The 20,872-nt window shown below is 71.8% G+C and carries 19 protein-coding genes and 1 tRNA gene; 9 read left to right on the forward strand and 11 right to left on the reverse strand.

Features of this window, described 5'->3' with window-relative positions; genetic code table 11:
- Positions 1–56: 56 nt before the first annotated feature.
- Positions 57–812, forward strand: coding sequence for a DUF6227 family protein (locus ACFXI4_RS00460; RefSeq protein ID WP_384986820.1), 756 nt, complete (start codon positions 57–59; stop codon positions 810–812).
- 25 nt (positions 813–837) lie between these two features.
- On the opposite strand, the gene ACFXI4_RS00465 is transcribed toward ACFXI4_RS00460, so the two are convergent.
- From ACFXI4_RS00465 to ACFXI4_RS00485, 5 genes are all read right to left on the reverse strand, one after another.
- Entirely contained in the window at positions 838–1,089 is a 252-nt protein-coding gene (locus ACFXI4_RS00465) for a hypothetical protein (protein WP_384986822.1), read from the reverse strand.
- 109 nt (positions 1,090–1,198) lie between these two features.
- A complete protein-coding gene (locus ACFXI4_RS00470) occupies positions 1,199–3,301 on the reverse strand; it encodes a fructose-specific PTS transporter subunit EIIC (RefSeq protein ID WP_384986824.1) in 2,103 nt (700 codons plus the stop codon).
- A 250-nt stretch (positions 3,302–3,551) separates the two neighbouring features.
- Positions 3,552–4,499 carry a 1-phosphofructokinase gene (pfkB, locus tag ACFXI4_RS00475; protein ID WP_384987403.1) on the reverse strand — a complete coding sequence of 316 codons (948 nt, stop codon included), beginning with the start codon at positions 4,497–4,499 and terminating at the stop codon, positions 3,552–3,554.
- 47 nt (positions 4,500–4,546) lie between these two features.
- Positions 4,547–5,308, reverse strand: a complete 762-nt coding sequence (locus tag ACFXI4_RS00480) for a DeoR/GlpR family DNA-binding transcription regulator (protein WP_384986826.1) — start codon at positions 5,306–5,308, stop codon at positions 4,547–4,549.
- A 240-nt stretch (positions 5,309–5,548) separates the two neighbouring features.
- The gene (locus ACFXI4_RS00485; RefSeq protein WP_384987405.1) at positions 5,549–6,994 is read right to left on the reverse strand and encodes an MFS transporter; all 1,446 of its coding nucleotides are present in this window, start codon (positions 6,992–6,994) and stop codon (positions 5,549–5,551) included.
- A 248-nt stretch (positions 6,995–7,242) separates the two neighbouring features.
- Between ACFXI4_RS00485 and ACFXI4_RS00490 the strand changes: the two genes are divergently transcribed.
- Positions 7,243–8,211: a helix-turn-helix transcriptional regulator gene (locus tag ACFXI4_RS00490; protein ID WP_384986828.1), complete on the forward strand. Its 969-nt coding sequence runs from the start codon at positions 7,243–7,245 to the stop codon at positions 8,209–8,211.
- A gap of 13 nt (positions 8,212–8,224) precedes the next feature.
- Here ACFXI4_RS00490 and ACFXI4_RS00495 read toward each other — a convergent pair whose 3' ends face one another.
- Positions 8,225–8,809 carry a TetR/AcrR family transcriptional regulator gene (locus ACFXI4_RS00495; protein WP_384987407.1) on the reverse strand — a complete coding sequence of 195 codons (585 nt, stop codon included), beginning with the start codon at positions 8,807–8,809 and terminating at the stop codon, positions 8,225–8,227.
- 578 nt (positions 8,810–9,387) lie between these two features.
- The gene (locus ACFXI4_RS00500; RefSeq protein WP_362718471.1) at positions 9,388–10,389 is read right to left on the reverse strand and encodes a sigma-70 family RNA polymerase sigma factor; all 1,002 of its coding nucleotides are present in this window, start codon (positions 10,387–10,389) and stop codon (positions 9,388–9,390) included.
- A 239-nt stretch (positions 10,390–10,628) separates the two neighbouring features.
- Between ACFXI4_RS00500 and ACFXI4_RS00505 the strand changes: the two genes are divergently transcribed.
- The gene (locus ACFXI4_RS00505; protein ID WP_384986830.1) at positions 10,629–11,147 is read left to right on the forward strand and encodes a GNAT family N-acetyltransferase; all 519 of its coding nucleotides are present in this window, start codon (positions 10,629–10,631) and stop codon (positions 11,145–11,147) included.
- A 23-nt stretch (positions 11,148–11,170) separates the two neighbouring features.
- Here the strand turns inward: ACFXI4_RS00505 and ACFXI4_RS00510 are convergent, their stop codons facing one another.
- Positions 11,171–11,983, reverse strand: coding sequence for a dioxygenase (locus ACFXI4_RS00510; protein ID WP_384986832.1), 813 nt, complete (start codon positions 11,981–11,983; stop codon positions 11,171–11,173).
- A 142-nt stretch (positions 11,984–12,125) separates the two neighbouring features.
- Here ACFXI4_RS00510 and ACFXI4_RS00515 point away from each other — a divergent pair, with 142 nt between their 5' ends.
- Positions 12,126–12,641 (forward strand): MarR family winged helix-turn-helix transcriptional regulator, encoded by a 516-nt coding sequence (locus tag ACFXI4_RS00515; RefSeq protein WP_384986834.1) that lies wholly within the window; start codon positions 12,126–12,128, stop codon positions 12,639–12,641.
- Positions 12,642–12,698: 57 nt separating this feature from the next.
- Here ACFXI4_RS00515 and ACFXI4_RS00520 read toward each other — a convergent pair whose 3' ends face one another.
- Positions 12,699–14,237 carry an MFS transporter gene (locus tag ACFXI4_RS00520; RefSeq protein ID WP_362718460.1) on the reverse strand — a complete coding sequence of 513 codons (1,539 nt, stop codon included), beginning with the start codon at positions 14,235–14,237 and terminating at the stop codon, positions 12,699–12,701.
- A 245-nt stretch (positions 14,238–14,482) separates the two neighbouring features.
- Entirely contained in the window at positions 14,483–15,133 is a 651-nt protein-coding gene (locus ACFXI4_RS00525; RefSeq protein ID WP_384986836.1) for a TetR/AcrR family transcriptional regulator, read from the reverse strand.
- A 275-nt stretch (positions 15,134–15,408) separates the two neighbouring features.
- Between ACFXI4_RS00525 and ACFXI4_RS00530 the strand changes: the two genes are divergently transcribed.
- The 5 genes from ACFXI4_RS00530 to ACFXI4_RS00550 all read left to right on the forward strand — a co-directional run bounded on the left by ACFXI4_RS00530 (position 15,409) and on the right by ACFXI4_RS00550 (position 19,627).
- Positions 15,409–16,839, forward strand: coding sequence for a M6 family metalloprotease domain-containing protein (locus ACFXI4_RS00530; protein ID WP_384986838.1), 1,431 nt, complete (start codon positions 15,409–15,411; stop codon positions 16,837–16,839).
- Between the two features lie 152 nt (positions 16,840–16,991).
- Positions 16,992–18,569 carry an IclR family transcriptional regulator C-terminal domain-containing protein gene (locus tag ACFXI4_RS00535; protein ID WP_384986840.1) on the forward strand — a complete coding sequence of 526 codons (1,578 nt, stop codon included), beginning with the start codon at positions 16,992–16,994 and terminating at the stop codon, positions 18,567–18,569.
- A gap of 99 nt (positions 18,570–18,668) precedes the next feature.
- Positions 18,669–18,741, forward strand: a tRNA-Arg gene (locus ACFXI4_RS00540).
- Between the two features lie 113 nt (positions 18,742–18,854).
- Positions 18,855–19,187, forward strand: coding sequence for a hypothetical protein (locus tag ACFXI4_RS00545; RefSeq protein WP_384986842.1), 333 nt, complete (start codon positions 18,855–18,857; stop codon positions 19,185–19,187).
- Between the two features lie 104 nt (positions 19,188–19,291).
- A complete protein-coding gene (locus ACFXI4_RS00550) occupies positions 19,292–19,627 on the forward strand; it encodes a deoxyxylulose-5-phosphate synthase (RefSeq protein ID WP_266797372.1) in 336 nt (111 codons plus the stop codon).
- Between the two features lie 78 nt (positions 19,628–19,705).
- Here the strand turns inward: ACFXI4_RS00550 and ACFXI4_RS00555 are convergent, their stop codons facing one another.
- Positions 19,706–20,842: a tyrosine-type recombinase/integrase gene (locus ACFXI4_RS00555; protein ID WP_384986844.1), complete on the reverse strand. Its 1,137-nt coding sequence runs from the start codon at positions 20,840–20,842 to the stop codon at positions 19,706–19,708.
- Between the last annotated feature and the right edge of the window lie 30 nt (positions 20,843–20,872).

Consider the following 20,872-nt stretch of genomic DNA (forward strand, 5'->3'; position numbering starts at 1 on the left):
CCGAGGGGCTACGGTATGCACCCACAAGGTGACATGCAGCAACGCCGGGAGAAACCTTGAGCGTTCCGTACGAGACTGCAGCGTACGAACCCGCCGAGTCGCCCGAGTCTCCGGAGGAGCATCTCGCGCGGCTCCTGGGCCGTGCCCTGAACTCCTTCGAACTGCCCGACGAGGCGATCAGGCAGCTGGACTGCGCGCTGGCGCACGACAGTTCGCTGCACTCCGCGCACCACAGCGCGGGGCTGCACCGGGAGACCTACCGGCACACCTGGCTGCTCGCCGACGGGTCGGCGGTCACGCTGTGGGAGCTCGTGCACAACACCGCGCCGGGCAGCGCCCCGCAGGCCGAGGTGTACGTGGACGAGGAGGAGCTGCGGGCCGCGACGGCGCGGCTGCCGTTGCCGCCGGACGCCCCGGACTTCGAGCTGCCGGTGCTGACGACGCTGGCGGCGGTCCCCGAACCCCGGCACGTGTATGCGCCGGACGACTCCGCGGACCACGCGCGCCGGCTGCTGCGCCGCGCGGAGAACGCCGACCGGCCGGGCACGGACACGGCACACACGCTGGCTACGGCGTCCGCGCACCAGATCACCCAGGCGTTCGGGCGGCCGGGGCGGGCGGGGCGGGCGGGCCGGACCAGACTGAGTTTCTCGCTCTACGAGCACGCGTTCCTGCTGAGCGACGGCCGGGAGCTGTCCCTGTGGGAGGTCGAGCACACGGCGACGCCGGACGGCCGGCACATGTGCGAGGTGTACCCGTCGGAGAACGCGGCCCGGGAGGCCATGGAGCGACGGGCGGCGCGGCGGCCCTGAGCCGGGCGCGGCCGCCCACCGGGCCTCAGCGGCCGCCGAGTCGGCGTACCAGCCCGGCGAAGGCGTCCTGTTCGGCCGGGGTGAGTTCCACTGCCTCCCGTGACGGGCCGGACCGGAGCTGGTGCGGACGGCCGGGAAGCAGCCGGCCCGCGCGCCAGGCGGTGGCCTCGCGGCGGGTGTGACGCAGCACGCGCATCAGGACGGCCACCCAGGCGACGGTCGCCAGGGCGAGGGCGGTCACACCGATCAGCTGGAGGGGCGCGAGATGCTCGGACATGCGTCCCAGTACACATCACGGTCCGGGACTTCGGCCCCGGACCGTGACGTATCTCGCAGGTGCCGTGAACGACTCACAGCACGTCAAAGGGACAAGAGGGTGCGGGCGATCAGGCCGCGACGGGCTGCTTGGCCTCCTTCGCCGCGGCGGCCGGGCCGGCCGCGGAGCCGTCCGCCGGGGTCTGCCGGCCGGGCTTGCGCAGGCCCTTGAGGAGGACGACCAGGGCCGTGGTGACCACGACGCCGGCGGCGATGGCGATCAGGTAGAGGAACGGGTTGCCGATCAGCGGGACCACGAAGATGCCGCCGTGCGGGGCGCGCAGCGTGGCGCCGAAGGTCATCGACAGGGCGCCGGTGATCGCGCCGCCGACCATCGAGGAGGGGATGACGCGCAGCGGGTCGGCGGCGGCGAACGGGATCGCGCCCTCGGAGATGAAGGAGGCGCCGAGAACCCAGGCGGCCTTGCCGTTCTCGCGTTCGGTCTCGGTGAAGAGCTTGCCGCGCACGGTGGTGGCCAGGGCCATCGCCAGCGGCGGGACCATGCCGGCCGCCATGACCGCAGCCATGATCTTCATCGCGGAGTCACTGGGGTCGGAGACCGCGATACCGGCGGTGGCGAAGGTGTACGCGACCTTGTTGACCGGGCCGCCGAGGTCGAAGCACATCATCAGGCCGAGCAGGGCGCCCAGCAGGACGGCGTTGGTGCCGGTGAGGCCGTTCAGCCAGTCCGTCATGCCCTTCTGGGCGGACGCGATGGGCTTGCCGATGACCACGAACATCAGGAAGCCGACGATCGCCGAGGAGATCAGCGGGATCACCACCACCGGCATGATGCCGCGCAGCGCCGCCGGGATGTTGATCTTCTGGATGCCCATCACCACCGCACCGGCGATCAGACCGGCCGCCAGGCCGCCGAGGAAACCGGCGTTGATGGTGAGGGAGACGGAGCCGCCGACGAAGCCGGGGACCAGGCCCGGCCGGTCGGCCATGCCGTAGGCGATGTAGCCGGCCAGGACGGGCACGAGGAAGGCGAAGGCCACGCCGCCGATCTGGAAGAACAGCGCGCCCCAGCTGTCGGCCTGCGTCCACATGAAGTGGTCCATGACCGACGGCGCCTTGTTGATCCTGTATCCGCCGATCGCGAACCCGACGGCGATCAGCAGACCGCCGGCCGCGACGAACGGGACCATGTAGCTCACGCCGGACATGAGCCACTTGCGCAGCTTGGTGCCGTAGCCCTCGCCGGCGTCCCCGGCGCGTTCGACCGGCGTGGCCGGGGCGGAACCGGAGGTCACCTCGCCGCGGGCCGCCCGCTCGCGGACCTCGCCGATCAGCTCGGCGGGCCGGTTGATGCCCGCCTTCACGCCGACGTCGACGGTCGGCTTGCCGGCGAAGCGGTCCTTGTCGCGCACGGGCACGTCGTGGGCGAAGATCACGCCGTCCGCCGCCGCGACGACCTCGGGGTCGAGCCGGGTGAAACCCGCCGAGCCCTGCGTCTCGACGACGAGTTCCACGCCCGCCGCACGGCCCGCGTTCTCCAGGGACTCCGCCGCCATGTAGGTGTGGGCGATGCCGGTGGGGCAGGAGGTGACGGCGACGATGCGGAAGGGGCGCCCGGCCGTCGCGTCCGCGCCGGAACCGGCGGCGGGTGCCTGCGCCGGGGGTGCCGCTGCGGCGCCGGCGGAGGCCGCCGCCGGCGCCGCAGCGGTGCTCTGGGAGTCGCTCGCGTCCTTCGAGCCCGCGGAGGTCTGCGCGGGGGCCTTGGCGGGGGCCCGGTCGCCTCGGATGAGGGCCGCGACCGCCTCCGCGTCGTCCGCCGACCGCAGCGCGTCGGTGAACTCGCTGTTCATCAGCTGGCGGGCCAGTGCGGAGAGAATCGTGAGGTGGGCGTCGTCGGCACCGGCCGGGGCCGCGATCAGGAAGACGAGGTCGGCCGGGCCGTCCGGCGCGCCGAAGTCGATGCCGGCGGCGCTGCGGCCGAAGGCGAGCGTCGGCTCGGTGACGTGGGCGCTGCGGCAGTGCGGGATGCCGATGCCGCCGTCGAGGCCGGTCGGCATCTGGGCCTCGCGGGCGGCCACGTCGGCGAGGAAGCCCTCCAGGTCGGTCACCCGGCCCAGGGCCACCATGCGCTCGGCGAGGGCGCGCGCCGCCGCTTCTTTGGAGTCGGCGGACAGGTCGAGATCGACCAGGTCCGCGGTGATCATGTCGCTCATCGCGGGCTCCTATGCACGCGTATCGCCCGGGGTGTGGGGTGGGCGGTTTCGGGGACGGGGGTGCCGTGGGGGGCGGGGTGGGAGGCGGGACCGGGGAAGCCCCGCCTCCCGGGGACGCCGGGGCGGCTCAGGGTGCCCCGTCGGCCTGACGCGGCGGCGAGTAAGGAGGAGGAACCTCGCCGCTCGTGGGCCGGTTGTCGGCGGGCGGCGCCGGGGAGGAGCGCGGCCGCGCGCGGGGTCGTAGAGGCGTTCATGACACCGGCTCGCTCAGTTCGCGGTCGACGGGGACGCGGTCGGTGACGGTCACCGCCGTGGGGTCCAGGTCGGCGGGGGTGGGCATCACGCTGCCGGGCAGCTGGACGGCGGCGGCGCCGTGGGCGACGGCGGAGGCGAGGGCCTTCGGGCCGCTGCCGCCGGCGACGAGGAATCCGGCGAGGGAGGAGTCGCCGGCGCCGACGTTGCTGCGGACGGTGTCGACGCGGGCGCTCGCGAACCAGGCGCCGGTGTCCTCCACGAGCAGCTGGCCGTCGGCGCCCAGGCTCGCGAGGACGGCGCGTGCGCCCATGCCGCGCAACTCCTCGGCCGCCTTCAGCGCGTCGCCGACCGTCGCCAGGGGGCGCCCGACGGCCTCCGCGAGCTCCTCGGCGTTCGGCTTCACCACGTCCGGGCACGCGCGCAGCGCTTCAAGAAGCGCACGCCCCGACGTATCCAGCGCGATGCGCGAGCCCCCGGCGTGCGCCCGGGCGACCACATCGGCGTACCAGGACGGCGCGAGGCCCCGGGGCAGACTCCCGCAGCACGCGATCCAGTCCGCGTCCCGGGACTGCTCGCGCACCGTCTCCAGGAGCAGTTCCTGCTCCGCCCGCGAGAGTTCCGGACCCGGCGCGTTGATCTTGGTGAGCACCCCGTCGGACTCCGCGAGCGCGATGTTCGAGCGGGTGGCACCGGCGACCGGGACCGGCGCGACCTCGATGCCCTGCGCGTCGAGCAGATCGGCGACGAGCGCGCCGGGCGCGCCACCCAGGGGCAGGACGGCGACCGTGCGCCGGCCGGCGGCCGCGACGGCGCGGGAGACGTTCACGCCCTTGCCACCGGGGTCCATCCGTTCGCCGGTGGCGCGGATGACCTCGCCGCGCTCCAGGGCGGGGACCTCGTAGGTGCGGTCGAGGGAGGGGTTGGGGGTGACGGTGAGGATCATGGCGGTACCGCTCGTGCCGTTCGTCGCGTTCGCGCTGTCCGTGGTGCTCATGCTCGTACTACTTCCGTGCCGCCGCGCTCGATGGCGGCGGCGTCCTCGGGGCTCAGCCCGCTGTCCGTGATCAGCAGGTCCACCTCGCTCATGGCGCCGAAGCGGGCGAAGTGTTCCTGGCCGTGCTTGGCGGAGTCGGCGAGCAGGACCACCCGGCGGGCCGCGGCGACCGCCGCCCGCTTGACCGCAGCCTCGGCGAGGTCGGGGGTGGTGAGGCCCTGGCCGGCGGAGAAACCGTTGGCGGCGACGAACAGGACGTCGGCGCGGATCTCGCCGTACGCGCGAAGTGCCCAGGCGTCCACGGCGGCGCGCGTGCGGTGCCGTACCCGCCCTCCGACCAGGTGCAGCTGGATGCCCGGGTGGTCGGCGAGGCGGGCCGCGATCGGCAGGCTGTGCGTGACGACGGTGAGGGACGCCTCCAGCGGGATGGCCCCGGCCAGCCTGGCGACGGTCGTGCCGGCGTCGAGGATCAGGGTGCCCTCGGTGGGCAGTTCCGGCACGGCGGCCCTGGCGATGCGGTCCTTCTCGTCGGCCGACGTGGACTCGCGTTCGGCGAGGTCCGGTTCGAAGTCGAGGCGCCCGGCCGGGATGGCACCGCCGTGCACCCGGCGGACCAGGCCGGCGCGGTCGAGGGCCTTCAGATCGCGGCGGATCGTCTCCGCGGTGACCTGGAACTCCTCGGCGAGCGACACGACGTCCACCCGCCCGCCGTCACGGGCGAGCCGGAGGATCTCCTGCTGTCGCTCCGGTGCGTACATGCCCTGCGCCTCCACTGAACGTACGTCCGACTCATGTCCGATCGTTTCCGGCTCATGCCCGGACTTGTGGTTTCGCTGGGAGGCTACGCCCGGATTTCCGGAAAGTAAACAGGTTCGGACCTCAACCGGGCACGGTCGGACTTCTCCCGCGCAATCGGACGTCCCCCGCGCACACGGAAGGGCCCGGCACCGAGTCGTGGTGCCGGGCCCCTGGCCACAGGTGCGCCCCGGGGGGCTCGCTCAGTGGGCCAGCGCGGGCTCGTCCTCCGGTCGCGCCGGGAGCGGCTCCTGCGCGTCACCGCCCTCCAGGTGCTGCGCCGGGTGCTTCGGCAGCGCGGACATCAGCAGGAACATCACGGCCATGACGGCGGCCACCCAGAACAGCGCGTGCTGGAAGGCGTTCACGAAGGCCGGGCCGGTCCGGTCGTCGGTGAGCGGGTCGTCGAGGACGCCGAAGAAGACGACGGAGACCAGGCCGAGGCCGAGCGCGTTGCCCATCTGCTGCACGGTGTTGATCAGACCGGAGGCGGACCCGGCGTGCTCGCGCGGCACCTCCGACAGCACCGCGTCGGTCAGCGGGGCGACGATCAGGCCCATGCCCGCGCCCATCACGACCAGCGGCAGGGCCATCTGCCAGGAGGCGATGGCGAGGCCGTAGCGATCGGACTCCGCGACGTAGAGCAGCACGCCGAGCCCCATCACCAGGGCGCCCGCCTGGAGCACCTTGCGGCCGAAGCGCGGCACCAGTTTCTGCACGGACAGGCCGGCCGCGACGGAGACGGCGATCGAGAACGGCACCCCCGTCAGGCCCGCGTGCAGCGGGCTCCAGCCGAGGCCGACCTGCATGTAGAGCGTCCAGACCAGGAAGAAGATGCCAAGGGCGACACCGAAGACGGTCTGCACGGCGATGCCCGCGGCGAAGCTCTTCACCTTGAACAGGGACGGTTCGATGAGCGGGGAACCGTCACGGGCCGCCTTGCGGCGCTCGTACGCCACCAGCGCGCCGAAGACGACCACCGCCCCCGCCATCGACACGTACCCCCACAGCGGCCACCCCAGCTCCCGGCCGCGGGTCAGCGGGTAGAGCAGCATCAGCAGGCCGAGGGTGACCAGGGCGACGCCGACGAGGTCCAGCTTCAGGGCGTGCGGAGCCTTGGATTCGCCGATGTAACGGCGGCCGAGGAGAAGAGCCGCGATGCCGACCGGGAGGTTGATGAGGAAGATCGGGCGCCATTCGAGGCCGAGGACGTTCCACTCCGTCAGGAGGGCGCCGAGCAGCGGGCCGGAGACCGCGCCCAGGCCGACGATCGCGCCGAACAGGCCGAAGACCTTGCCGCGCTCGTGCGCCGGGAAGGTGGCGTGCACGATCGACAGGACCTGCGGAACCATCAGCGCGGCCATGCCGCCCTGCAGGATACGGGCGGCGACCAGCATCTCCGGATTGGCGGCGAAGCCGCACAGGGCCGAGGCGAGGGTGAAGCCGGCGACACCGACGAGGAAGATCCGTTTACGGCCGTGAATGTCACCGAGGCGGCCGCCGGTGATCAGACCGGCCGCGAACGCGAGGGCGTAGCCGGCGGTTATCCACTGGATCTGGCTGAAGGAGGCGTGCGCGGTCCGCTGGATGGACGGGATGGCGATGTTGACGATCGTGACGTCGACCAGGTCCATGAAGGCGGCGGTCATGACGATGGCCAGGGCGAACCAGCGGCGCCGTGCGCCGGGGGCGGCCACCGTCTCGAGCGCGGCCGGGGTCGGTGCGGTGTGGTCCGTGCCGGTCCGCTGCGGCCGGTCGCGCTCCGTGGCGGAGCCGCTGACCGATACGGACCCGCGCCCCTTCAGGTTGTCGTTGTCGACGTCGATGGAAGTCATGACCTCAACCTAGGGATCCATTAGGACAGACCACGTCCTACTTCTACGGCATCCTCGGACACATGACGACGGACACCCCGGCTCGGCTCCTCCATCTGCTGTCCCTGCTCCAGACGCCCCGTGAGTGGCCCGGTGGCGAACTCGCCGAACGGCTCCAGGTGTCCCGGCGCACCGTGCGGCGGGACATCGACCGGCTGCGGGAACTGGGCTATCCCGTGGAGGCCAGCAAGGGGGCGGACGGCGGGTACCGGCTGGTCGCCGGGAAGGCGATGCCGCCGCTGCTCCTGGACGACGAGGAGGCGGTGGCCATCGCGGTCGGGCTGCGCGCCGGGGCGGGACACGCCCTGGCGGGGGTGGACGAGGCGTCGGTACGGGCGCTGGCGAAGCTGGAGCAGGTGCTGCCGGCCCGGCTGCGGCACCGGGTGACCACGCTTCAGGCCGCGACCACGCCGCTGACCAGTGGGGACGGGGCGAGCATCGCTCCGGAGACGCTGACCGTGATGGCGTCGGCGGTCGCGGGGCGGGAGCGGCTGCGGTTCGCCTACCGGCCGGCGGACGGCAGCGAGACGCGGCGGCAGGCCGAGCCGTACCGCCTGGTGTCGACGGGGCTGCGGTGGTACCTGGTGGCGTACGACCTCGATCGCGACGACTGGCGGACGTTCCGGGTCGACCGGGTGAGTGAGCCGTTCGCGACCGGCGCGCGGTTCGCGCCCCGGGAGATGCCGACGGGGAGCGCGGCGGAATTCCTGCGCCGGTCGATCCAACGGCAGAAGGAGACCTACGAGTTCACGGTCGCGTTCGCCGGGACGGCGGCGGACGTGGCGGCCCGGTTGCCGGGGTGGCTGGGGACGCCGGTGGACGAGGGCGACGGGTGGTGCGTGGTGCGGGGGGCCACCGGGGATCCGATGGAGTGGCTGGCGGTGCGGCTGGTGATGGCGGGGGGCGAGTTCGTGGTGCGGAAGCCTCAGGAACTCGTGGCGTGCGTGCGGGAGTTGGGGGGACGGCTGGTGCGGGCCGGCAAGGGCGCGTGAGCGGCCGTACCCGCTACGCCCGGTCCGTCCAGGCGAACCCGCGCAGATCGGCCAGGTTCCGCAGCGCGAGCGCCGCCGGTCCCTCCGCGTCCGACGGCGACGCCGTGCCCGCCGCCCAGGACTCCACCGCCACCCGGACCGCCGCGCCAGCCACCGCCGCGGTGAAACGGAGGTGGGGGGTGGGGGCAACGTTGTCGGGTGCGACGCGCTCCGCCAGGATCCTCGCCAGCAGCTCCTCCGAGGACTGGCAGACCTCCGCCCACACCTTGCGCAGGGCCGGACTGGTGTCGGCGAGGTGGATCAGGGTGCGCACCCATTCCCAGGAGGCCGCGGAGACCCCCACGCCGGGGGTCAGCGTGTGATGGACGGCGTGTTCGAGCGCTTCGGGCACCGAGAGGGCCGCCGGGGCCGCCCGTACGGCCTCCGCCCAGCACCGGGCGCCCGCCGCGTACAGCGGGGCGACCGCCTCTTCCTTCGTGGCGAAGTAGCGGTAGAAGGTGCGGGGTGCGATACCGGCGGCGTGTGCGATGTCCTCGGCGCGGGTGGCCCGCAGACCCTGCCGTACGAACAGGCCCGCGGCGGCCCGGGCGATCTCCATCCGGGTCTCCGCCTTGCGCCGCTCCGTCAGGGAGGGGCCGGGAGGATCCTGGCGGGGGTGATCCTGCCGGGGGGTGTGGCCGGCGGTGCTGGGGGTGCTCACCTCGGCAGGCTATGCCGCTGTGGCAGAATCTGCCATCCGGTGGTTCACCCCGTGGTTCAGGTACGGGGTGGGCCACCGTTCCGGCATGCCGGGGAGGTTCCGGCATGCCTGGCGGGAGACGGGACCGGCGAACGCGCCGGACAAAGGCCGGGCTCCGGCACCCGGGGGGGTTGGGCGCCGGAGCCCGGCCTGCGAAGGTCCCGGCGCCGGGGGGATGGCGCGTCGGGACATGGCTCACCGAAGGGGTGTCACACGTCGTCGTGACACATCGTCGTCGTACGTCGTCTCAGGGGTCCGAGTCACCGGCCCCGAATGGTTGTTCCCTACACGCCGGACCTTGAAGCGGCGGTACCGCGCCATGTTTGCGCCGCCTTCCCTCACCCGGCGCACGCACTCGGCCTGAACCGTTCCACGTGCGCCCTGTGGAGCCCCCGCGGACGCGGGGGCTCCATGCGCTCGGGTTTCCCACAACTCCCTTACGCCGCCGGCTCGAACCCCGTGCTGCGGGCCAGCTTCTTCAGCTCCAGCAGCGCGTGCTTCTCGATCTGGCGGATGCGCTCACGGGTCAGGCCGTGCTCCTTGCCGACCTCGGTCAGCGTGCGCTCGCGGCCGTCCTCGATGCCGTACCGCATCTTGATGATGGAGGCCGTGCGCTGGTCCAGACGGCCGATCAGGTCGTCCAGTTCCTCGCTGCGCAGCAGGGTCATGACGGACTGCTCGGGGCTGACCGCGGACGTGTCCTCCAGGAGGTCGCCGAACTGGGTGTCGCCGTCGTCGTCCACCGACATGTTCAGGGAGACCGGGTCACGGGCCCAGTCGAGGACGTCGATCACGCGCTCCGCGTTGGAGCCGAGCTCCGCGGCGATCTCGGCGGGCTCCGGGTCACGGCCGTGCTCCCGGTTGAACTCGCGCTGCACACGGCGGATCCGGCCCAGCTCCTCCACCAGGTGGACGGGGAGCCGGATGGTCCGGGACTGGTCGGCGATGGAACGGGTGATCGCCTGCCGGATCCACCAGGTCGCGTACGTGGAGAACTTGAAGCCCTTGCGGTAGTCGAACTTCTCGACGGCACGCACCAGGCCGGCGTTGCCCTCCTGGATCAGGTCGAGCAGGGGCAGACCGCTCCTCGGGTACCGGCGGGCGACGGCCACGACCAGGCGGAGGTTGGAGCGGATGAAGACGTCCTTGGCCCGCTCGCCGGCATCGACGAGCGCCTCCAGCTCCTCGCGGCTGGCGTCCGACGCGGACTCCTCCTCGCCGTCGAGGACCTGCCGCGCGAACACACCCGCCTCGATGGTCTGGGACAGTTCGACTTCCTTGGCGGCGTCGAGGAGCGGTGTGCGCGCGATCTCGTCGAGATACATGCCGACCAGATCGCGGTCGGCGATCTCGCCGCCATGGGCGCGGCGAACACTGCTTGCCGAGTCGGCCGTCTCGCCGGTGGCGGACTGACGACGGGCGACGGCACGGGTTGCCATGCGGTGCTCCCTTGCGATGGTGGGCGGGCGGGGTGGTCCTATCCGGTTTTCTCGGTCATCCGGTGGATGCCCGGCTGTCGGCCGGCTGTGCCGCGGAGCCCGCTTCCGAAGCTCCCGGCGCCCTGGTCGTGTGCCCGGCATCCGAAGGAAACAACGACTGCAATCCGGACAGAATTCCCATGCCGCCCCCCGATTTTTCTGATCATGCAGTACCCTGTGCCGCCAACCGAGGGGACACGATGTCGTCGGAACGTACAGAGGTGCAGGTCAGACCGGGAGTCGAGGCGGACCTCGAAGCCCTCACCGACCTCTACAACCACTACGTACGTGAGACGCCCATCACATTCGACACGGTGGCCTTCACAGCGGAAGAGCGTCGTGCGTGGCTGCTCTCCCACCCGGAAGACGGCCCGTACCGCCTGATGGTTGCCACGTCCACGGACTCACAGGAGATTCTCGGGTACGCCACATCCAGCCCGTACCGCGCGAAACCCGCCTACGGGACCTCGGTGGAGACCACGGTCTACGTCGCCCCGGACGCCGGCGGGCGCGGCATCGGCACGCTCCTCTACCAGGCCCTCTTCGAGGCGCTCGCCGACGAGGACCTGCACCGCGCCTACGCGGGCATCGCCCAGCCGAACCAGGCCTCCACCCGGCTGCACGAGCGCCTCGGTTTCCGGTACGTCGGCACCTACCGCGAGGTGGGCCGCAAGTTCGGCCGCTACTGGGACGTGGCCTGGTACGAACGCCCGCTCTAGCCGGCGGCCCGCCCCGCCGGGATTCAGCCGAACTGGACCGACCGCTTGGCCATCCCCATCCAGAACCCGTCGATCACCGACCGCTGCGCGTCCAGCTCACCGCCGGCCTCCGCCGCGCCCATGGTGACGAAGAGCGGGGCGAAGTGCTCGGTGCGCGGGTGGGCGTAGCGGCCGGCCGGCGCCTTGTCGAGGAAGTCCAGCAGGGCGTCCCAGTCACGGCTCTCCAGGGCCCGGTGCCCCCAGTCGTCGAACTCCGAGGACCAGGACGGCACGCCCGCCCCGGTGTGGCGCAGGGCCGCCAGGTTGTGGGTGAAGAAGCCGGAGCCGACGATCAGCACGCCCTCGTCGCGCAGCGGCGCGAGCCGGCGGCCGATCTCCATCAGGCGGACCGGGTCGAGGGTGGGCATGGAAATCTGCAGGACAGGGATGTCCGCGGCCGGGAACATCTCCACGAGGGGCACGTAGGCGCCGTGGTCCAGTCCGCGGTCCGGGATGTCCTGCACGGGGGTGCCGGGGGCGCGCAGCAGCTTGCGTACGGACTCGGCGAGCGCCGGCGCCCCGGGGGCCGCGTACCGCACCTGGTAGTAGTGCTCGGGGAAGCCCCAGAAGTCGTAGACGAGAGGGACGGTCTGTACGGCACCGAGGGCGAGGGGGGCCTCCTCCCAGTGGGCGGACACCATCAGGACGGCCTTGGGGCGGGGCAGGCCGGCGCTCCAGGCGGCGAGTTCACCGGGCCAGACCGGGTCGTCGGCGAGCGGCGGCGCGCCGTGGCTCAGATAAAGGGCGGGCATGCGCTCCCGGGAAGCGGCGGATCGTTCCTGTGCGACGGCGGCCATGACGGCGGCTCCCTCCACGGACGGGAACCGCCCCGCGGTCCCCACGGCTCTGGCACTTATGTTTTAACTCTCAAGCTTTCCGTGGAACACTCTACGCCCCACTTGTTTAACCTTCAAGGAGAGGCCTCGTACAGTGGGATACATGAACACGGCACCCACGTCCGCGACCGCCGCCGGCAACCGCTGGCTCAGCGACGAAGAACAGCACGTCTGGCGCTCGTATCTGCACGCCACGACTCTCCTGGAGGACCATCTGGACCGTCAGCTCCAGCGGGACGCGGGGATGCCGCACATCTACTACGGCCTGCTGGTCGGGCTCGCCGAGGCGCCCGGACGGCGGCTGCGGATGACCGAGCTGGCCATGGGGGCGAAGATCACCCGGTCCCGGCTCTCGCACGCCGTCGCGCGTCTGGAGAAGAACGGCTGGGTACGGCGGGAGGACTGTCCCGACGACAAGCGGGGCCAGTTCGCCGTCCTGACCGAGGAGGGCTCGGAGGTACTGCGGCGCACCGCACCGGGCCATGTGGCCGCCGTGCGGCAGGCGCTGTTCGAGCGGCTGACCCCCGGACAGCAGCAGGCCCTCGGCGAGATCATGCAGATCGTCGCCGAGGGCCTGCAGCCCGACGAAGCGGGCGCGGACCTGCCCTGGCTCCGCTGAGGAGCTCAGAACAGGCCCGCGTGCGGGTACCCGGGCGGCCGGTGGCCGCTCAGAGGCTCAGTGGGCGACCACCGGGACCGGCAGGTCGTCCTCCGCGCCCTCACCGGAGGCCACCGGAGTGGCGTCCGGCGTACCGGCGTTGACGAGGGTCACCACGATCACCGCGGCCAGCACCAGCATGCCGACGGCGAACCAGATGGCGTTGGTGTAGCCGTGCACCGCGCCCTGCATCTGGACGAGCTGCGCCTGCGACTTGGAGGTCGCACCCGCGATGTGGTCCTTGATGTACGCCGTCGTCGCCGACGCGGCGATGGTGTTCAGCAGCGCGGTGCCGATGGCGCCGCCCACCTGCTGCGAGGTGTTGACCATCGCGGAGGCGACACCGGCGTCCCGGGGCTCGACGCCGAGCGTGGCCAGGGACATGGCCGGCATGAACGCCGTACCCATGCCGAGACCGAGCAGCAGCATCGCGGGCAGGATCGTCGAGGCGTACGACGAGCCGATCTCCAGCTGCGTCATCAGCAGCATGCCGACGGCCGCGACCAGGAAGCCGGGGCCCATCAGCAGCCGGGCCGGGACCCGGGTCATCAGACGGGCGCCGATCTGGGTGGAGCCGATCATCATGCCCGCGATCATCGGCAGGAAGGCGAAGCCGGTCTTGATCGGCGAGAAGCCCTGGATGACCTGGAGGTAGTAGGTCAGGAAGAGGAAGGTGCCGAACATCGCGATGATCGCGATGCCGAGGGAGAGGTAGATACCGCCGCGGTTGCGGTCGGTGACCACACGGAGCGGCAGCAGCGGCGCCTTGACCCGGGTCTCGGTGACCACGAACGCGAGCAGCAGCACCACGGAGGCGACGAACAGGCCGATGGTGGTGGCGTCGCTCCAGCCGTCGGACTCGGCGCGGGTGAAGCCGTACACCAGGGCGACCAGGCCGAGGGTGGACAGCAGCACGCCGGGGATGTCGAGCGGGTTGCGGTTGCGGCCGCCCTCCGGCTCACGGATGACGAAGTACGCGCCGAGCGCGGCGACGATGGCGAACGGGACGTTCACGAAGAACGTCCAGCGCCAGTCCAGGTACTCGGTGAGCACACCGCCGAGGATGAAGCCGACGGCGCCGCCACCACCGGCGATCGCGCCGTAGATGCCGAACGCCTTGGCGCGCTCCTTGGCGTCCGTGAACATCACGGCGAGCAGGGAGAGCGCGGCCGGGGCGAGCATGGCGCCGAAGACGCCCTGCAGGGCGCGCGCGCCGAACATCATCGCGCCGCTGGTCGCGGCGCCACCGAGCGCGGAGGCGGCGGCGAAGCCGGTCAGGCCTATGACGAAGGCCCGCTTGCGGCCCCACAGGTCGGCGATCCGGCCGCCGAAGAGGAGCAGGCCGCCGAAGGCGAGGGCGTAGGCCGTGACGACCCATTGCCGGTTGCCGTCGGAGATGCCCAGGTCGGTCTGGGCGGAGGGCAGTGCGATGTTCACGATGGTCGCGTCGAGGACGACCATCAGCTGGGCGAGCGCGATGAAGACGAGCGCTTTCCAGCGGTTGGCGTCACCGGACTGCGCCGGTGCGCCGGGAGCCTTGGCGGCTGTTTCGGACATGGGGGTACCCACTTCTTGACTTCGTGAATGCGTGACGGAAAGTCAGTACTTCGTTACGGAAGGTCGCCGGAACGGGCCGGAAGGCCGGCGCGTGCCGGAAAAGGGATCGGCGAGGAGATCGGACAAGGGATCGTGGAGCGCAGGACGGTGTTCGGTGTGGAACCGGAGGCGCGCGAGAAGAAGGACCGGCGCTCGGTCCGAAACTGATCTGCCCCCCGTGGGACGGTGCGGTCGCTCTCGGTCGTTCAGGCCTGGCGGAGGTCCTCCATGGTCACGGCCGTGCCCGGCAGGGCGGAGCGGGCCGGTGCCCGCAGTCCGTCCAGGAACAGCTGCAGATGGCGGTGGACGAAGCGGTCGCCGACCAGGCAGTCGGTGCCGAACGGGGGCCGGCTGAGCTGAGCCACGGCGATCATCACGTCGCCGACCCCCACGTCCGGACGAAGCTGCCCGGCCACCTTGGCGCGGTCCATGAGCTGCCCGATGAGCTGCTCACACCGTTCGCGCGCCGCTTCCAGGTCCGGGTGGTTCTTGTCGAAGGTGCTGGAGACCATCGGGCACAGCGCGCTGACCCGCTCGTCGGCGGCGGCGTGCACGAACCGCTCCAGCGCCCCGTAGGCGTCCCCGGTCTCCGCGAGCGCGAGCTCGGCCGCTTCCGACGTCCGGTCCATCACGGAGCAGACGACCTCACGGACGAGCGCGTCACGGTCGGGGAAGTTGCGGTACACCGTGGCGTTGCCGACACCGGCCCGGCGGGCGATCTCATCGAGCGGCACGTCGGGGCCGTACTCGGTGAACATCTCGCGGGCGGCGGTCACGATCCGCTCCCGGTTGCGCAGGGCGTCGGCGCGCGGCCTGGGCGCCTTGCGCACGGTGGGGGTGGCGGTCGCGGTCTGCACGGCGCACTCCTGGTCTGGTCGGTCTGGGTGTTGCTCTGGACTTCCACGATCCGGGGATCCGTTCCCCGTTTCGCGCGGACACAGGTCTAAACGGGGAACAGGTCCCCGGTTATTTCCACACCCTCTCCTCATTTCATGTGACCTGCATCACATCTTCTGATCCGAGGAATCCCACGATCGGCCCCTCCAACGCGCGCCCACCGCCCAGCGGACACAGGGTGATCGAAAGGGTGCAGTCGGAAACCGGCGGCTGCCGTGGCGCGAAAGGTCCGTGCATGCAGCCGCAGCAGCCCAGCCGCTCCATACCCGCGCACCGTGACACCCCCCGCGCCCCGCGCACGCCGCCCCCCGCGCACGCTCCGCACACTCCCCGCGCGCCCCACGCCACACCCGCCAACCGCGCGATACGCACGTCACGCGCCCCGCGCACGCCCTCGAACCGCGCGATACGCCACCGCCGTGCGGCCTCCCTCGCCGCCGTGACCGTGCTGGTCCTCGCGGTCGGCACCTCGGCGGGCTCCGGAGACCTCGCGGCGGCGCCCACACCGGCCGGCGCCGGCCCGATCGCGCTGGCCCGCTCCTCGGCCTACGGCCCCTGTCTGATCAGCGGCGCCCACGAGATCCAGATGACCGAGGGCATCCCCACCCCGGGCGGCTACTCCCGCTCCACCGGCACCGTGCACGCCCTGGCCCTCATGGTCGACTTCTCCGACGCGCCCGGCGAGGGAGACGCGCTCGACCGCTACCGCGAGTTCTTCCCGCAGACCCAGGAGTGGTTCCGCACCGCCTCCTACGGCAAACTCGACTACCAGCCCGCGGCCCCCGTCGACCACTGGCTGCGGATGCCCAAGCCGTTCGCGGACTACGGCATAGAGCGCGGCGCCCCCTTCGACCCCGGCTACCGGCAGCTGGTCCAGGACATCGTGGCCGCCGCCGACCCGGACGTGGACTTCCGGTCATACGACCTCCTGAACGTGCTGATCACCCCGAACGCCGGCCCGTCCGCCCTGGACACCGTGCTGTCGGTGACCTTCGCCGGCAACTCCGACGCCCCGGTCGCCGACGGCGTCCCGGTCGCCAACGCCTCCTTCGTCTACTCCCGCCAGGACGACGGCTCCGGCTCCTACCAGCAGACCGGCTACCGGGTCCTCCCGCACGAGAACGGCCACGTCTTCGGCCTGCCCGACCTCTACACCCAGGAGGGCGGGGGCGCGGTCGGGCACTGGGACATCATGAGCGAGGACTGGGGCGCCGACAACGACCTCCTCGCCTGGCACAAGTGGAAGCTGGGCTGGCTCGACGCCGACCAGGTCAGCTGCGCGGCCGCCCACGGCGGCACCGACTACACGCTGACCCCGCTCTCCCGGGCCGGCGGCCACAAACTGGTCTTCGTCCCCATCGACGCCCGCACCGGCTACGCCCTGGAGGTCCGCACCAAGGGCGGCAACGACGAGGAGGTCTGCCGCCCCGGCGTCCTCGTCTACAAGGTCGACGCGAACATCGACACCGGCCGCGGACCGATCAAGGTGTACGACGCCCACGGCGACACCGGCGGCTGCACCCGGAGCCCCAACGTCCAGGCGGAACTCTCCGACGCCCCGTTCGGCCCGGGCGAATCCTTCAAGGACCCCCAGCACGGGATCGAGGTACGGGTGGCGGACGTGGACACGGACGGGAACTACCGGGTGCAGGTCACACGGCGCTGACCGGCCCGGCCGGGGTTTACGGTGGGCGTGCCCTGATCGCCGTACCGGAGATCGCGGCCGGGTCCTGAACGCCGTACCGGAGATCACGGAAGCCGCCGACACAGCAGTCGACGTAGCAGCCGCCGTACCGGAGAGTCCGCACCGGAGAGTCGATGACCACCCCGCTGTCCCCCGCCGCGCCACCCCACGACCCGCCGGCCGAGGCGGTCGCGCCGCTCGTCCGGGGTGTGGCCGTACTGACGGCGCTGACCGAGGCGGGCGGGACACTGAGCGCGAGCGCGCTGGAACGGCGTACGGGGCTGGCCCGTTCCACGGTCGACCGGATCACCGCGACCCTCGCCCGCACGGGATACGTCCGTCAGGACGGCCGGGACGCGGTGCTCACCCCGCGTGTGATGGAACTCGGCAACGCCTACCTGGCCGCCCTCCGCCTGCCCGCCCTCCTCGGCACCCACGCCGACGCCCTCGCCGACGCCCTGGACGAGTCCGTCTCGCTCGCGGTCGCCGACCGGGACGGCATCCGTTTCATCCACCAGGCGACCCGCCGCCGCGCGATGTCCGTCAGCTTCCGCATCGGCGACCTGCTGCCGGCCGAACGCACCGCCCCCGGCCCGCTGTTCGCGGCGGAGTGGACGCGCCCGGAGTGGACGCACTGGCGAGCCCGGCGCGCGACCGACCCGACCGACGCGGGTTTCCCGGCCCTCCCGCCGCGCGGCACCACCGCCGACGACGACTTCGAGGCCCGGGCGGAACGGGCCCGCCGGGACGGCTGGGCCCTGGACGACCAGCTGATCGAACCGGGCCTGGTGGCCGTGTCCGTCCCCGTCCGCGACCCGCACACCGGCCGGGTGGCCTGCGTGGCCAGCGTCGTCAGCCACACCAGTCGCCACACGGCGGCTGACCTGCGCGCCACGCTCCTGCCCCGCCTGCGCGAGGCGGTGACCGCGATGGAGACGGAACTGCGCGAGGCCGCGCCGCCGCGGCCCGGCCCACCGCCCTCCGGCCTGGCCGGCTGGACCACGGCTTCCAAACACGAGCTGGGCCGCGACTTCGTGGAGTCCCTGGCCCGCGGGCTGACGGTCCTCACGGCGTTCGGCGAGGGCCGCGCGGCCCTGACCCTGACGGACGTCGCGAGGGCGACGGGCCTGGCCCGGGCCACGGCCCGACGGGCCCTGATCACGTACGAGCACCTGGGCCTGGTGACCGCGCGGGACCGCACCTTCGCCCTGACCCCCCGGGTGCTGTCCCTCGGTTACCCGCCACTGTCCCGCACCACCCTCGCCCGCCTGGCGGCCCCGCACCTGCGCGCCCTCACGGACCGGCTGCACGAGCCGACGGCCCTGGCCGCACCGGTGCCGGGGACGGACCCGGCGGAGATCCAGTACCTCGCGGTGGCGACCGCGAGCCGCGTCCTGACCGTGGACATCACGGTCGGCACCCGTCTCCCGGCCGCCCGCACGTCCCTCGGCCGTGCCCTCCTCACCCCCGACGAGCCACCCGGCTACGCCCTCGCCGACGAGGAACTGGAGTCGGGCCTGCGCTCGATCGCGGTACCGGTACGGGACCGGAACGGCCGCCCGGTCGCGGCCCTCAACGTGGCCACGCACGCGGCCCGCCGCACCCTGGCGGAGTGCGTGACGGACGTCCTCCCCCACCTGCGCACCACCGCGGACCACCTCCAGACCGACCTCCGCCTCACCTCCCGCTTCACCCGCGTCCCCCTCACCTGAACCGGCCCGAGGCGCCGCCGAACCGACGGCCAGCCCTCGCCGACTCACATCCGCTACCCTGTCCTTGGTCGGACACCGCCACACCGCGTGGTCCGCCCCGCCTTCGTAGCTCAGGGGATAGAGCACCGCTCTCCTAAAGCGGGTGTCGCAGGTTCGAATCCTGCCGGGGGCACAGAGAAACACCTGGTCAGAGGCCCTTTCGTCCGACGGACGGGAGGGCCTTCGTACTCGCAGCACACATATGGCACACATGCAGCTGTGGGCAGAGGTGGGGAGCTGTGTGAGATGCCCGCGAAGGACGAGTTGGCCCGGCGCCGGCACGACAAGCTGGTCGACCGCTTGGAGAGCCTGATGCGGGCTTCACTGAAGCCTCGCTACCGGGGCTACCACGGGCAGCTGATCCTGAGCAGCAGCGATCTTGAGGAGATGGGCGAACTCAAGGACGTCCGTCGTGCCGCACGCGAGACGGCCCGTCGTCTCGGCTGGCAACCGAAGACCCACATCGTCGACGCAAGACTCTTCGTGTACGACGACCGCGAGGTCCCCAGAGAGATCAGCGAGCTGGCCGCGAGGGATGCTGCTGCCGCCGTCGACGCAGCACTCCGAAGGGGCGAGTAGAAGCAAGTACGGTCGGCCATCGCCGCCCCACCTTTACTGAAGGGCCTGCGCAGGCTGCCGGAAATCTGTCGAGCCCGACCCTGTGGTGGCTCTACCCTTCCCGCATGGCCCATGCCAAGACCTCGTACGTCTGCCTGCCCTGCCGGGCCTCGTACAAGCAGCCCTACCCCGGCTACCACGACCACGACCGGGTCTGTCCACGCTGCACCGAACCACTGATCCACGTCGGCTCCGCCTTCGCGGCACCCAAGAGGCGGGACACCGCCGCCTGGCGCACTCTCTCAGTGCTGCTGCACGCCGGTGTGCGCTTCCACAAGAGCTGTTGCGGCGGCCCCGGCTACCGCCCGCGCACCCTCAGCGAGGTGCGCGAGCGGATGGCCTACGCCCAGGCCACCGGAGAACCATTCGCTCGGGCGTTGGTCCGCCGCGACCTGCCCTAGCAGCCCGACAGCAGGGGGCGTTCCGCCGCGCCGCCGAAACGACCCCTGCTGTCAAAGACAGCACGGATTTGGCACACATCACGCCGCGGGATCCTCCAGGACGGCCACGGCCTCGGCAGCCTTGCGGGCTTTCTTCTCCGCTTTCTCCAGCTTGGCCTTCGCCATGGCCAGTTGCTTGGAGCGGCGCTTGTGCATCTTCTTCGAGACCTCGTCCAGGCGGTCCGGGAAGAGATGCCCGTACGTGTCCAGGGTCAGCGTCGCGGACTTGTGGCCCAGCATCGTCTGGACGACGTTGACGTCCGCGCCGCTGGCGATGGCGAGCGAGGCTGCCGTGTGCCTCAGCTTGTGCGGGGTGACCTTGAGGTGCCCCAGTCCGGCCTTCACGACCGCCGGCGCGAAGAACCGCTGACGGAAGTTGCGGGCCCGCAGAGGCCCGCGCTGCGGGGCAGTGAAGAGCAGTTCCTCATCTCCCCGCCCCTGGACGTGAGGCTTCAGCTCCTCGGCCAGGAACCGCGGGATCGGTACGGAGCGACGCTCGTGGTTCTTGGGGGTGTCGAGGTAGAGCTTGCCGTTGTCCTCGACGTACGCCTCGACGATGTGCGCCCGGCAGGCATCCAGGTCGACACGTCCCACCTTCAGCGCGGACGCCTCACCCCAGCGCAGACCCGTGTAGGCCAGCAGCAGGATGAACACCCGGTAGGCGTCTGCCGCGTTGGCCAGCCCGTCGACCTGCATGTCGTCGAGGTACACGTGGTCAGCGGGCATCACCTTCGGCAAGGGCACGCCGACAGCCGGGTTGACCGCCAGACGACGGGCCTTGACCGCGTAGCCGAGAACACGGCTGAGAACGACGTACGCCTTGCGGACCGACCGAGGGCTCAGCTTCCTGCCGCCGGTCGCCTCGCCGGACAGCAGGTCCGCGAGCCACTCGGCGATGTCCTCGAAGTGGATGCGGTCCAATGGCGTGGTGCCCCACTTGGGGATCACGTGGACGTCGAGAACACCGCGATAGCGGCCTCGGGTTGAACGCTTGAGATGGAGCTGCGCAGCCAGCCACAACTCCGCTATCTCTGCGAACTTCGCCCGCGCGGCGGCTGGATCACGGTAGGAGCCGTCGCTGAGGCGGGACTCCATCTTCGTCCGCTCCGCCTCGGCATCGACCTTGCGGGTGAAGGTCTTCATCTTCGGCTTGCCGTCAGGGTCGTACCAGCGCACGCGGTAGCGCCCCGGTGGCGTACGGCCCGC

This window comes from Streptomyces sp. NPDC059224 (genome assembly GCF_042754285.1).
Lineage (GTDB): Bacteria > Actinomycetota > Actinomycetes > Streptomycetales > Streptomycetaceae > Streptomyces.

Bases quoted from the DNA above. Each gene is read 5' to 3' on its own strand.
- ACFXI4_RS00495 (WP_384987407.1), bottom strand. From the start codon at position 8,809: ATGGAGATCGCCCGGGCCGCCGCGGGCCTGTTCGTACGGCAGGGTCTG.
- ACFXI4_RS00500 (WP_362718471.1), bottom strand. From the start codon at position 10,389: ATGGCAACCCGTGCCGTCGCCCGTCGTCAGTCCGCCACCGGCGAGACG.
- ACFXI4_RS00465 (WP_384986822.1), bottom strand. From the start codon at position 1,089: ATGTCCGAGCATCTCGCGCCCCTCCAGCTGATCGGTGTGACCGCCCTC.
- ACFXI4_RS00485 (WP_384987405.1), bottom strand. From the start codon at position 6,994: ATGACCGCCGCCTTCATGGACCTGGTCGACGTCACGATCGTCAACATC.
- pfkB (WP_384987403.1), bottom strand. From the start codon at position 4,499: ATGATCCTCACCGTCACCCCCAACCCCTCCCTCGACCGCACCTACGAG.
- ACFXI4_RS00530 (WP_384986838.1), top strand. From the start codon at position 15,409: ATGCAGCCGCAGCAGCCCAGCCGCTCCATACCCGCGCACCGTGACACC.
- ACFXI4_RS00550 (WP_266797372.1), top strand. From the start codon at position 19,292: ATGGCCCATGCCAAGACCTCGTACGTCTGCCTGCCCTGCCGGGCCTCG.
- ACFXI4_RS00510 (WP_384986832.1), bottom strand. From the start codon at position 11,983: ATGGCCGCCGTCGCACAGGAACGATCCGCCGCTTCCCGGGAGCGCATG.
- ACFXI4_RS00490 (WP_384986828.1), top strand. From the start codon at position 7,243: ATGACGACGGACACCCCGGCTCGGCTCCTCCATCTGCTGTCCCTGCTC.
- ACFXI4_RS00515 (WP_384986834.1), top strand. From the start codon at position 12,126: ATGAACACGGCACCCACGTCCGCGACCGCCGCCGGCAACCGCTGGCTC.
- ACFXI4_RS00505 (WP_384986830.1), top strand. From the start codon at position 10,629: ATGTCGTCGGAACGTACAGAGGTGCAGGTCAGACCGGGAGTCGAGGCG.
- ACFXI4_RS00545 (WP_384986842.1), top strand. From the start codon at position 18,855: ATGCCCGCGAAGGACGAGTTGGCCCGGCGCCGGCACGACAAGCTGGTC.
- ACFXI4_RS00470 (WP_384986824.1), bottom strand. From the start codon at position 3,301: ATGAGCGACATGATCACCGCGGACCTGGTCGATCTCGACCTGTCCGCC.
- ACFXI4_RS00520 (WP_362718460.1), bottom strand. From the start codon at position 14,237: ATGTCCGAAACAGCCGCCAAGGCTCCCGGCGCACCGGCGCAGTCCGGT.
- ACFXI4_RS00535 (WP_384986840.1), top strand. From the start codon at position 16,992: ATGACCACCCCGCTGTCCCCCGCCGCGCCACCCCACGACCCGCCGGCC.
- ACFXI4_RS00480 (WP_384986826.1), bottom strand. From the start codon at position 5,308: ATGTACGCACCGGAGCGACAGCAGGAGATCCTCCGGCTCGCCCGTGAC.